Origin of the sequence: Mesobacillus subterraneus (genome assembly GCF_023715485.1) — a bacterium.
In the GTDB taxonomy this organism is placed as follows: domain Bacteria; phylum Bacillota; class Bacilli; order Bacillales; family Cytobacillaceae; genus Mesobacillus; species Mesobacillus subterraneus_B.
In genome coordinates, this window is sequence record NZ_JAMBOF010000003.1 from 289,798 (window position 1) to 301,829 (window position 12,032).

Sequence of the window (12,032 nt, forward strand, 5' to 3'; positions counted from 1 at the left end):
TAATCATTATTATTTGGTGAATTTAATAAACAGCTTGTTAACTTCTCTTGCTGTCTCAGGGCTGGTGATTCGGGCGATTTCCTTGATTAGTGCCGTTCTTTCTGAATCAATAAAAATGTTTACTTTTTTTCCGCGTAAGTACCCGGCGATTTTCTGTGCTTGAGGCTTTGAAATTGAAATGTTGAATTGTGAGGCATATTTAAGCAGTTCATCGGCCGTAATATTACTTATTTTATGGTTAATGATATTTTCAAAAATAGCCAAAGATCATCACTCCTCCATAGTAACGTATGTGTCATTAATGGATTTCGTGACAATTTTCTGGGCAAGTGACGTTCTTTTATTTACATTCTGACCGGTAAAAGATATACTACTAAATGTAAATCGGAATGATTCTTATTTTTGTAGGTGATAAAAATGGCCAACAACGATTATATCGTCCAGGTGCAGGATTTGTTTTATCGATACGATAAAGAAAATGTACTTGAAAATATAAATTTGTCCATCCAAAAGGGAAGTTTTTTAGCGATTGTCGGGCCGAATGGGTCTGGCAAGTCCACCCTGCTGAAACTGATGCTGGGGCTGATCAAACCGCAGAAGGGCACAATCCGCCTTTTTGGCCAGGATATTAGCAAGTTCAGGGACCAGCATAAAATCGGTTTTGTGTCGCAAAAGGCCAACTCATTCAATACTGGATTCCCGGCGACCGTTTTTGAGGTGGTTGCGAGCGGGTTAACCAAAAAACTCGGGCTTTTTAAATTTTTAAAGAAGAGCGACCAGGTAAAAATCAAACAGGCAATTGGATCTGTTGGAATGGAAAAGTTTTTAGACAGGAATATTGGCGAGCTTTCTGGCGGTCAGCAGCAAAGAGTCTTTATTGCCAGGGCTCTTGTAAGCAGTCCGGAACTCCTGATTCTTGATGAACCAACCGTCGGGGTCGATGCGCAGAATGTGAATTCATTTTATGAAATGCTCGAAACACTGAACAAACAGAATGGCATCACATTGCTTCTTGTTACGCACGATATCGGCACCATTTCCGATAAAGTCACGAATGTTGCGTGCTTGAATAAAAATATGCATTTCCATGGTAGTACAGTGGAATTCGAACAATTGAAAATCAATGAAGTTTCAGAAATTTATGGGCACGATGTTCATGTTCTGACACATGACCATCACCATCATGAGGGGGCCCATTCATGATTAGCGGACTCATGCAATATGAATTTTTACAGAATGCTTTTTTAACAGGTATGATCATTGGAGTGATTGCACCGCTGCTCGGTGTCTTCATCGTTGTGCGCAGGCTCTCGCTCATTGCAGATGCGCTCAGCCACGTAACCTTGGCGGGAATCGCTGCCAGCCTGCTGCTCGAAAAGAAATTTTTGTTTTTCAGCGGCCTGAATCCTCTTTATATGGGCATGGCATTTTCGGTTGGCGGATCTTTATTCATCGAAAAGCTACGCACGGTGTATAAGCATTATCAGGAACTGGCAATCCCAATTATCCTTTCAGGGGGAATCGGGCTCGGAGTGATCTTTATTTCGCTCGCTGACGGCTTCAATACGGATTTGTTCAGTTACTTGTTCGGCAGTGTCAGCGCAGTAAGCAGAACCGATCTCTGGACTATTCTTGTGATCAGCCTGCTCGTCATTGCGCTTGTCGTAATGTTATATAAAGAACTTTTCCTTTTATCTTTTGATGAGGAATATGCCAGGGCTACGGGAATTGCAGCCAAGACGCTCCATTTCATTTTCATTATCATGGTAGCTCTTGTTATTGCGGCTTCAATGAGAATTGTCGGCATTCTGCTTGTTTCTTCTTTGATGACTTTACCGGTTGCGGCAAGCATCCGGTTTGCAAAAGGTTTTAAGCAAACAATCTTTTTCTCGATCCTGTTTGGCGAGATTTCTGTATTAGGCGGTTTGTTCCTGTCTTATTACTTGGACCTTGCACCTGGAGGAACCATTGTCCTGATTGCAGTTCTCATCCTTGTCTTAGCCATTTGGTTCAAGAAACGGGCGTCAGCGAGATCTATTTAACGAGGTGATACCATGAATGTAATAGAAGCAATGAACCTTTTAAAGGAACAAGGCTACAAGCATACCGGCAAGCGTGAGGATATGCTCCAGCTTTTTTCCGATAATGATAAATATCTGACGGCACGCGATGTGCTCGAACAGATGAAGGGTAATTATCCTGGTTTGAGCTTTGACACGATCTATCGCAATCTGAGCGTATTCGTGGAGCTTGGGATACTTGAAATGACTGAGCTTTCCGGAGAAAAACATTTTCGTTTCACATGCTCACATAAAGAGCACCACCATCACTTTATCTGTCTTGACTGCGGCAAAACGAAGGAAATCGAAACTTGCCCAATGAGAAACATTGAAGCGAGCTTTAATGGCTACGATATTTCCGGGCATAAATTTGAGATCTATGGGCGCTGTCCAGAATGTGTACAGTGAAGGCTCACTTCATAAACCTTGTTGCTGTTATAGCTTAAATTAAAGATCGGCATCAGGTCGAGACCGGATATCAATTCCGGTCTTTTTTTATCTAATGAATGGGTAATTTAAAGTGAAACAAAAAAAACGACCATAAGAAAGGCCGTTTTAGTTATTTTTTATCCAGTTTTGAACCCAGCTGTTTGCTTCCTTCCAATCATTCACCCGAATGACGCCATCTGGAATAGGATCCTGATTATATGGTGTGTTGAAAAGTATGACGGGGATGTTTAATTGTTCGTGAATGTCTACCGCGTTATCATGTTTGTCCTCAAAAAAGATTTCCACATCATACTTCCGGGCTGCTGCGATTTTATCATGGGAGCCGATTAAATGTATATCATGGTACATAAGTTCATGCGTTGTGAACCACTCTTTTGTAAGGTCCAGCAAATGGCTTCCTCTTGCGCTAATGAAAAACAATTCATGATCTTTTTCCCAGCTTTTTAAAATATCCTTAGCACCTGATGCCAGGGGTGATTGAGAATAAATTTCCGGCTCCATCTTTTTGAACCAGGCAGCAAATTCTTTTTCAGAGACTGTTACAAGCGGCATGAAGTCATATTGCTTGATATCATCCAGCGTAATATTCAAATTAAAAGCCTCATTTAAATATGGAACGAATGTAGTTGGACAGGTCACTGTTCCATCAATATCTATGCCAAAGCGTTTTTTCATGCGGTGTGCTCCTTAAAAAATTTCTTTCCTCAATCTTACCAAATGTTCCTATTGCGCAAAAGAATTACTTTTCCATTAGACAAACATTGCCATGATGAAAAACTTCATGGTCGTAAACAATAATAAATGCTCCACTTAAGAAAGCGAGGGATTAAAGTGGCAGACCAAGAACGAAAACAGATTGGTACCGAGTATATTACTGAACCTAAGCAGGATGTTATCACAATCAGAGATGCACGTGATGAGATATACCAGGAAGAAACCGCAGCAGAACTGTACGCTCCTGCACGTGATGAGCACTACCAGGAAATGACTGCAATAGCCGGTCCTGAACGTGATGAACACTATCAGGAAATGACCGCAATCGCTGGATCTGGGCGTGATGAGCACTACCAGGAGATGACTGCAATAGCCCTGCCTGGACGAAATGAACAGTACCAGGAAGAAACTGCGGCCGAATTTGCTGTTCCTGCTGCTCCTGCAATAACAAGAAGGTCAGAAGAAAGTACAACTGGAGGAAGAGGGCTTGCATACTCAGCTCTTGCCCTATCGATCTTGTCGCTGTTTATTTTACCTGTTTTTTTCGGAGCAGCAGGAATCGTCCTTGGTTTCATGGCCCGCCGAAGAGGTTCCGCAATTGGAAGCTGGGCTATTGGGATTGGGACAATTTCCATTTTAGTTGGCATATTCATCTTGCCGTTTTTTTAACGGCACTCGATCGATTGCCAAAAAAATGCCCGGGAGTATATTCTCCCGGGCGCTTATTATTTTATTGCTGGACTGCAGCCTCACGCAGCTTTTCCTCAGCGATCTTATCTATTTCCTTCTTAAGTTCTTCCACCATCGTAGCTTCAGGTACTTTACGGACTATTTCTCCTTTACGGAAAAGCAGGCCTTCCCCTCTCGCTCCGGCAATGCCGATATCAGCCTCGCGCGCTTCGCCAGGGCCGTTCACGGCACAGCCAAGCACTGCGACCTTGATTGGTGCCTTGATCTTTGAGATGTACTCTTCTACCTCATTGGCTATGCTGATCAGGTCAATCTCGATCCTTCCGCAAGTCGGGCAGGAAATCAGTGTTGCCGCATTGGCTGCCAGGCCGAATGACTTCAGCAGCTCTCGCGCAACCTTAACTTCTTCTACTGGGTCCGCACTAAGTGATACCCTGACAGTGTTGCCGATACCTTTGCTTAGGATCGCTCCCAGACCAGCAGCACTTTTAACAGTTCCGGCAAACAATGTGCCCGATTCTGTTATGCCAAGATGAAGAGGATAATCAAATGCTCTTGCGGCTTTATCATATGCTTCAATCGCCAGGTTCACATCAGATGCCTTCATCGAAACGATGATATTGTGAAAATCAAGATCTTCGAGGATTTTGATATGGTGCAACGCACTCTCTACCATCCCATCAGCTGTAGGATAGCCATATTTTTCAAGAATACGTCTTTCCAGTGAACCAGCATTCACACCAATCCTGATTGGAATTCCACGTTCCTTTGCTGCTTTTACGACTGCCTCTACCTTTTCGCGCTTGCCAATATTTCCAGGATTGATCCTGATTTTGTCTGCTCCGCCTTCGATTGCTTTCAGAGCCAGGCGATAATCAAAATGGATATCGACAACAAGCGGGATGTTAATGCGTTTCTTGATTTCAGATATGGCATTCGCTGCTCTCTCATCCGGACATGCAACGCGGACGATCTGGCAGCCTGCTTCCTCAAGACGCATGATTTCTGCGACAGTTGCTTCCACGTCATGCGTCTTGGTTGTCGTCATGCTTTGGATGACGACTTCATTGTTGCCGCCAATTGTTAAATTTCCCACCTTGATCGGACGGGTTTTCGTACGATGTATGATTTCACTCAACAGTGATTCGCTCCTTTGAAAAATGGAATTCATGTTTAAGTTCCTAATGATGCACATCCCCATTTTATCAATCTTTAGTTCATATTGACAAGGAAAGACTATAATTGTTAGCCTTTACTAATTTGTATTGCTGTAGTCCGGGAATTTATATGTCTTGCCAAACTTGATCTTTTGCGGGTCCGTTCCATCATTTAATTTTTTAAAGTCTTCAACCGCTTTTGAGACCGGTACTTCCAGTGGGCTTTTTGAATTGCTGTCGAGTACGGAAAGAACTGTATCTCCAGGTTTGACTTCGTGTTCAAAATATCGAATCTCGTTTACTGTCTTCTTATCTTTGATTTCTTTTTCCTGTATTTCAACGGACTCTGCCTTTTGCATAGTTGCTGCTGGTAGAGTCCCTGCACTTAAATCGTTATAAATCGCGTAAACAACTATTAAAAGCATTAAGAAACCTGCAAGTTTTTTCATAGGATTTTCCCCCCTCAAACAGCCTATATCAATTGATATGCAGGAGAAGTAGAGTTGAGAACTTATTTAATAGAATAAACAGGATTTGATAAAAAAAAATACGCCCAGAGGCGCATTTTAATCATTTTTCTTTTTAGGGATCGGAACTTCCTTTATAGCTAATAGCAAAATCATGGAGCCCACAAACCAGTTGATTGCGAAGCTGTATGGGACTGTCGTCTTAAGCAAAGTCATGATTGCAAAAAATATAGTTGGAAGTGTGACACTGTAGGAAGCCATTCTCCATAATTGTTTGTATTGCAGGTTTCTTCCTGCTAGATTTTTTAAAAGCAGTCCGAACAAGGCAAGAATAGATACCTCTATGAATTTCATGCCAATTGAAAAAACAAAGATGAAGATGAGAAGCAGCCCGATCCAAATAGGAAGGGAGGAGGAGGCGCTATTAATCAACCTTTGAATATCCTGCTTTGTCATTGTTTCAGCACCGAATAATGTGTAAGAAAAAGAATTTGTTTCGCCGCCTGCTGCAAGTACTGCTTCATTTTTCAGTATGGCAAAAGTCGCATCCATGCCAGTCAGATCTTTTTGCTCGATTGTACCAGTAGAATCAAATATAAGTGTGAAACTTTCATTTTTAATTGTTAAAGGTGCTTTTAGTTCAGATTTAAGTTCTCCTTGTTCTATCGAAAAAGAGGGGATATCCGTCTTCATGGTCTCTTTAACGGATTCAGCCGCTTCACTTATAGTTGACGCTGAATAATAGGAAGCAGGAATGATTGATATTAAAGTAAGAATGAAGACGTAGAGGATCGTTTTTCCGATGCCTTGAAACCGGAATCTCGCAATATCGTTTGGTGAATAGATGCTCTTGATCAATTGTGTAAAAATATTCATCGGTACACGCCCTTTAGTAGATTGCCCGCTTTTTATTTTAGCTGTTAGATAGGCGTTTAACAAGCATTTAAAGATGGTTTTGTAACATGTTTGTAACATAACGAAGAAATGTTAAGCTATTGTAAATTTGAAGCGAAAACAGTTTACTTCCCTTTAATATTTACCTCATAATAATGGAGGTTTGTAAATCTTTGTCGAAATAAATCTAGGGGTTGAAAAAAATGGAATTGAATTTACAAGAAATGCTGTTTGAATTCTTTGGGGGTCTTGGAATTTTCTTATACGGCATTAAATTCATGGGTGATGGCCTGCAGAAGTCAGCAGGTGAGCGATTGAGAGATGTACTGGATCGCTTTACAACCAATCCGGTGATGGGAGTATTAGCAGGACTAATTGTTACTGTTTTGGTGCAGAGTAGTTCAGCTACAACAGTTATCACAGTCGGTCTTGTCAGTGCAGGATTTATGACGCTGCGCCAGGCGATTGGGGTCATTATGGGCGCAAATATCGGTACAACGATAACTGCATTTATCATTGGTATTGATGTAGGGGAGTATGCTTTACCGATTATTGCTCTTGGATCGATTCTATTATTCTTCTTTAAAAATAAAAAAGTACACAACTTCGGACAAATTGTTTTTGGATTTGGAGCGTTATTTTATGGTCTTGAATTGATGAGCGGAGGAATGAAGCCGCTCCGCAGTCTGGAATCATTCCATGACTTGACAGTTGAACTAAGCTCAAACCCATTCCTTGGAGTGGTAATTGGAACAGTGTTTACTGTAATTGTCCAAAGTTCAAGTGCTACAATTGGTATTCTACAGGGACTGCATGCTGAAAACCTGATAAATCTTGATGGTGCTTTACCTGTTTTATTTGGAGATAACATTGGAACAACAATTACAGCAGTCCTTGCTGCAATTGGAACTTCAGTAGCTGCAAAAAGGGCGGCTGCAACACATGTACTGTTCAATCTGATAGGTACCACTATCTTTTTAATCCTTCTTCGTCCGTTTACAGCTTTGATTGAAATACTAAAGGATCATCTAGGTTTAAATCCTGAAATGACGATTGCCTTCGCACATGGGATCTTCAACTCTACTAACACGCTGATTCAGCTTCCATTTGTAGCTGTCCTGGCTTTGATTGTGACTAAGCTGATTCCTGGTGAGGATGCAATCATTGATTATAAAGCTCAACACCTTGATCCAGTTTTCATTGAACAATCTCCTTCAATCGCGCTTGGCCAGGCGAAGGAAGAAGTATTGCGTATGGGTAAGTTCGCGCTCAAGGGACTTGAAGAAACGAATGAATTCTTAAAGACAAAAAATACTAAGCACTCTGCGACGGCATACCAACTAGAGGAAGCTATTAATAACCTTGACCGCAAGATAACAGATTATCTAGTCGACTTAGCAACCAGCTCATTATCAGAGCATGAATCAGAAGAGCACAGCATGCTTATTGATACGGTCCGTGATATTGAAAGAATTGGGGACCATTTCGAAAATATCATTGAATTGATCGAATACCAGCAGGCCAATAAAGTCAAGATGACTGATACTGCGATGGATGACCTTGAAATAATGTTCAATCTTACCGTCAGCACAGTTGAAGAAGCACTTCAGGCTTTGGATCAGAAAAATCTTGATGCTGCTAGAGCAGTTGTTAAAAAAGAAGATGAAATTGACAGCATGGAGCGTACGCTCAGAAAGCAGCATATCCTTCGCATGAATGAAGGGCAGTGTTCTGGACAGGCAGGTATCGTCTTCGTTGATATCGTCAGCAACCTTGAGAGAATCGGCGACCATGCAGTTAACATCGCTGAATACGTTTTGGGAGACCAGAAATAGTGGTAAAATAAGCAAGGGGAAACCCTTGCTTATTTTATTTCACTAACAGAAGGAATGATTAAATGGAATATATCTATTGGACAATAATTGGAGTACTATTCGTTGGTGCCTTTGCAAGTTTGATCGTCCCGATTTTGCCTGGCGTCCTGTTTTTATTGGGCGGCTTCATTCTGTATGGCGTCTTATTTTCATTCGAACCCTTCAACTGGATCTTTTGGACGGTGCAGGGATTGTTTGTCATCTTATTGTTTGGCGCGGATTATATTGCCAATATAATCGGTGTGAAAAAATACGGAGGCAGTAAAGCAGGGGTATGGGGCAGCACGATTGGATTGCTTGTTGGCCCTTTTGTCATTCCCTTCGTCGGGATCATTGCCGGTCCATTTTTAGGGGCGTCACTTGCAGAGTTGCTGGTGAACAAGAAAAATATCAATGATGCCATTAAAATAGGGTTTGGATCGGTAATCGGTTTTGTGAGCAGTGTAGTAACCAAAGGAATCATTATGGCTGTCATGCTTATTTACTTCTTCGTTTTGGTGCTTTAATAATTCTTGATAATAAAAAATCGTGCTGCTCGAGCACGATTTTTTTAATTCAATCCGCAAATTTCAAAAGAGCAGTTCTGGCAATCGACTTCTTTCTTCAAGTAAGCGAGGTTCTTCACGGTGAATTTGAGCTGATCATAGGAAATGATGTCTTTTTCACGCAATTCTTTAAGCATTCTCTGCACAACTTCGCGTGTTCCGTACGTAAGGTTCGCTAATTCCTGGTGTGTCAGAGGCAAATCAATCAGGATGCCCTCATCTGTCATCACGCCATAGCTATTGCATAGACGAATCAGAATGGAATAGAGTCCGCCTTTTTTACCGTTCATAATCAGGTCCTGGCACTTCATCTGTGCTTTCAGATACCTGGTGCTTAACCAATTGACAAGCGCATTCATAGCCGTTTTATCATTCAATATGAAGTCCTCGAACTGTTCTTTTTTTATCATGAGGATTTCACACTCAGTAAGTGTCTTTGCTGAAAAATGATACCGTGGTGAATGTTTGAATAATTCGTATTCGATAATCATTTCTTCGCCATTCAAAATTTTAAGGATAAATTCCTTCCCCTTCATATGGACTCTGCCAACTGAAACACTGCCGCTAAGGATGATGTAAATATGCTGGACATTTTCATCTTCCTGAAAAAGTAAGGTATCCGGTTTAATTTTTTGGATTGTTTCCTTATCAATGAAATTTTGTAAAATTAAACTGTATAATGATATGTTTTTGTCCATTAGGATCGTCTCCCTTATAATGCCTCTACACCTTTGATTTAAAAGAATTGTTGTTACTATGTCAATGGTGTTTTAGCATAAAATGGAAGGCGTTTTCCTGGATGCGACTTAAATCGTTGACAGAAAGCCATTTGAGAATATTGACGATTTTTCGAAACTTTATCAAAGGGAGGGCTAACTGGTTTTTGGTACCCAAACAACAGTGATACTTGAAGAAGGATGTATAAAATTCCTTAAATATGAGAATTTTAATTTCGTTGGATTCAAGCATTTTATTTGAATCGATTACCGTTCTTTGGTAATCTTACATTGAAGCACTTTTAGAACAATTCTAATATCTGAATTATATGATAGGTTTGTTCTTGAAGTGAACCACGATACATAGGAGGATGTTAAAATGGCATTTGAATTACCGCAATTACCGTATGCATACGATGCACTTGAGCCACACATCGACAAAGAAACAATGAATATTCACCACACTAAGCACCACAATACTTATGTAACAAACCTTAACAACGCTTTGGAAGGAAACGAAGAGCTTCTTTCCAAAACTGTTGAAGAAGTTGTTGCTAACCTGGATGCAGTTCCTGAAGCAGCGCGTACTGCTGTCCGCAACAACGGTGGCGGACATGCTAACCACTCTTTATTCTGGCAAGTGATCTCTCCAAATGGAGGCGGCGAGCCTACTGGCGAACTAGCAGAAGCGATCAGCTCTAAATTTGGCGGCTTTGAAGGCTTCAAGGAAGAGTTCTCAAAGGCTGCAACTACTCGTTTCGGTTCAGGCTGGGCTTGGCTTGTTGTGAACAATGGCGAGTTGGAAGTAACTAGCACTCCAAACCAGGACTCTCCATTAATGGAAGGCAAGACTCCAATCCTTGGACTTGATGTTTGGGAGCATGCATACTACCTGAATTACCAGAACAGAAGACCAGAATACATCGGCGCTTTCTGGAACGTTGTAAATTGGGAAGAAGTTAACAACCGTTACACTTCCGCTAAATAATACGTGTTAACGGCTGGGGCTGCAATTTATTGCAGCCTCTTTAATTTGCTATGGTCAAGTCCTGGCTGTTCACAGAAAGAGGCTTTCGAAAAACTGAATAACGCCCTTTACTTTGATAGAAACTACCCAAGAGAAAAGGGGAGTTGATCATGAGCAAAGTAAAAAGATTATTAGGAGACATTGAACTTACCAAGGATTTATCGCTCCTATTGATTATTGGGGGACTGTACTCATTGAGCATTGCCCTTTCGAACACCTTCGTCAATATATATTTATGGAAGCAATCCGGAGAGCTTGCCGATCTGGGACTGTACAATTTATCGATTGTGGTGGCACAGCCACTGACCTTCATCCTGGCAGGGAGATGGGCCAAGAAAGTGGATAGAGTTATCGTACTCCGTATTGGAGTGATTTTTTTGGCTCTGTTTTATGTTACTGTCTTGCTTGTAGGCACGAGGGCTTCGGACTTTTTGCTTCTGCTCGGTGTATTATTGGGAATAGGCTACGGCTTTTATTGGCTTGCCTTCAACGTGCTTACGTTTGAAATAACCGAGCCGGAAACGCGGGATTTCTTTAATGGATTTTTAGGGATACTCGGTTCTGTAGGCGGCATGATTGGCCCTGTTGCAGCAGGATTCATTATTTCGAGGCTTGAAAAATTCACCGGTTATACGGTTGTATTTGGACTATCATTAGGACTCTTTTCCGTTGCTGTTTTCCTGAGCTTTTTCTTGCAGCGCAGGCCTGCTCACGGAAAGTATTGGTTCCAGCGTATTATAACGGAGAGGAAAAATGATAAAAATTGGCGAATGATCACAAACGCTCACTTTTTCCAGGGTCTAAGGGAAGGAGTATTTGTTTTTATCGTTTCGGTTTATGTTTTTATCGCCACGGATAGTGAGCTGGCGCTTGGTACTTATGGTTTGATAAATTCAGGTATCTCTTTTCTGGCTTATTATTTTGTTTCGCGGATGCTGAAAAAAGAATACAGGAAAAAAGCCATTCTTATTGGTGGAATCATGCTTTTCTTGGCAATATTCCTGCTAGTATTTGAGCTGAGCTATTTCCGCCTGCTGTTATATGCGGCTCTGATTGCAGTCGCTTATCCTCTGCTTCTCGTACCCTATTCATCAATGACCTACGATATAATCGGCAGGGGCTGGAAGGCTGCTGAAATGAGAATCGAATATATTGTTGTCAGGGAATTGTTTTTGAATCTGGGCCGGATTTTTTCAATCTTGTTATTCCTAGGTTCGATTTCAGTTTTCAATGAAGAACGGATTATCCCTATCTTGCTTGTCATCCTTGGCAGTGGACATACCCTCATTTACTTTTGTATCAGGCATATTCATCTTAAAGCTACAGCATAACCGGGACTCCCCCCGGTTTTTTTCTGGAAAAAATTTCTCTTGAAGTTTAATGATAGAAAAAATCGACCTTTTTCGATAAAATAAGAGATAGTGCATTGGCACGGACA

Annotated in this window: 14 protein-coding genes; 8 read left to right on the top strand and 6 right to left on the bottom strand. The window is 41.3% G+C overall.

What is annotated here, in order from left to right:
* Positions 1-9 precede the first annotated feature (9 nt).
* The gene (locus tag M3204_RS06120; RefSeq protein ID WP_251479619.1) at positions 10-264 is read right to left on the bottom strand and encodes a DUF2624 domain-containing protein; all 255 of its coding nucleotides are present in this window, start codon (positions 262-264) and stop codon (positions 10-12) included.
* A 153-nt stretch (positions 265-417) separates the two neighbouring features.
* On the opposite strand from M3204_RS06120, the gene M3204_RS06125 reads away from it, so the two are divergent.
* Genes M3204_RS06125 through M3204_RS06135 form a run of 3 tightly spaced genes read left to right on the top strand, consistent with a single transcriptional unit; the run spans position 418 to position 2,468 of the window.
* Positions 418-1,203 carry a metal ABC transporter ATP-binding protein gene (locus tag M3204_RS06125; RefSeq protein ID WP_251479620.1) on the top strand — a complete coding sequence of 262 codons (786 nt, stop codon included), beginning with the start codon at positions 418-420 and terminating at the stop codon, positions 1,201-1,203.
* The gene (locus M3204_RS06130; RefSeq protein ID WP_251479623.1) at positions 1,200-2,042 is read left to right on the top strand and encodes a metal ABC transporter permease; all 843 of its coding nucleotides are present in this window, start codon (positions 1,200-1,202) and stop codon (positions 2,040-2,042) included. The genes M3204_RS06125 and M3204_RS06130 overlap by 4 nt, the downstream gene beginning before the upstream one ends.
* Before the next feature lie 12 nt (positions 2,043-2,054).
* Positions 2,055-2,468, top strand: a complete 414-nt coding sequence (locus tag M3204_RS06135) for a Fur family transcriptional regulator (RefSeq protein ID WP_251479626.1) — start codon at positions 2,055-2,057, stop codon at positions 2,466-2,468.
* 147 nt (positions 2,469-2,615) lie between these two features.
* On the opposite strand, the gene M3204_RS06140 is transcribed toward M3204_RS06135, so the two are convergent.
* Positions 2,616-3,185, bottom strand: a complete 570-nt coding sequence (locus tag M3204_RS06140) for a hypothetical protein (protein ID WP_251479629.1) — start codon at positions 3,183-3,185, stop codon at positions 2,616-2,618.
* Between the two features lie 156 nt (positions 3,186-3,341).
* On the opposite strand from M3204_RS06140, the gene M3204_RS06145 reads away from it, so the two are divergent.
* Positions 3,342-3,893, top strand: a complete 552-nt coding sequence (locus tag M3204_RS06145; protein ID WP_251479632.1) for a DUF4190 domain-containing protein — start codon at positions 3,342-3,344, stop codon at positions 3,891-3,893.
* A 61-nt stretch (positions 3,894-3,954) separates the two neighbouring features.
* Here the strand turns inward: M3204_RS06145 and ispG are convergent, their stop codons facing one another.
* From ispG to M3204_RS06160, 3 genes are all read right to left on the bottom strand, one after another.
* Positions 3,955-5,043: a flavodoxin-dependent (E)-4-hydroxy-3-methylbut-2-enyl-diphosphate synthase gene (gene ispG, locus M3204_RS06150; protein WP_251479938.1), complete on the bottom strand. Its 1,089-nt coding sequence runs from the start codon at positions 5,041-5,043 to the stop codon at positions 3,955-3,957.
* A gap of 126 nt (positions 5,044-5,169) precedes the next feature.
* A complete protein-coding gene (locus tag M3204_RS06155) occupies positions 5,170-5,520 on the bottom strand; it encodes a LysM peptidoglycan-binding domain-containing protein (protein WP_251479634.1) in 351 nt (116 codons plus the stop codon).
* Between the two features lie 117 nt (positions 5,521-5,637).
* Complete coding sequence (locus tag M3204_RS06160; protein ID WP_251479637.1) at positions 5,638-6,414, bottom strand: DUF1189 domain-containing protein; 777 nt, start codon at positions 6,412-6,414, stop codon at positions 5,638-5,640.
* 221 nt (positions 6,415-6,635) lie between these two features.
* Here M3204_RS06160 and M3204_RS06165 point away from each other — a divergent pair, with 221 nt between their 5' ends.
* On the top strand, positions 6,636-8,267 hold the full coding sequence (locus M3204_RS06165; protein WP_251479640.1) for a Na/Pi cotransporter family protein: 1,632 nt from the start codon (positions 6,636-6,638) through the stop codon (positions 8,265-8,267).
* Between the two features lie 62 nt (positions 8,268-8,329).
* Positions 8,330-8,812 (top strand): DUF456 domain-containing protein, encoded by a 483-nt coding sequence (locus tag M3204_RS06170; protein WP_251479643.1) that lies wholly within the window; start codon positions 8,330-8,332, stop codon positions 8,810-8,812.
* A 44-nt stretch (positions 8,813-8,856) separates the two neighbouring features.
* Here the strand turns inward: M3204_RS06170 and M3204_RS06175 are convergent, their stop codons facing one another.
* Positions 8,857-9,549, bottom strand: a complete 693-nt coding sequence (locus tag M3204_RS06175; protein WP_251479647.1) for a Crp/Fnr family transcriptional regulator — start codon at positions 9,547-9,549, stop codon at positions 8,857-8,859.
* Positions 9,550-9,946: 397 nt separating this feature from the next.
* On the opposite strand from M3204_RS06175, the gene M3204_RS06180 reads away from it, so the two are divergent.
* Together M3204_RS06180 and M3204_RS06185 are read left to right on the top strand one after the other, a co-directional pair.
* Positions 9,947-10,555, top strand: a complete 609-nt coding sequence (locus M3204_RS06180; RefSeq protein WP_251479648.1) for a superoxide dismutase — start codon at positions 9,947-9,949, stop codon at positions 10,553-10,555.
* A gap of 149 nt (positions 10,556-10,704) precedes the next feature.
* Entirely contained in the window at positions 10,705-11,925 is a 1,221-nt protein-coding gene (locus tag M3204_RS06185; protein WP_251479651.1) for an MFS transporter, read from the top strand.
* Positions 11,926-12,032 lie beyond the last annotated feature (107 nt).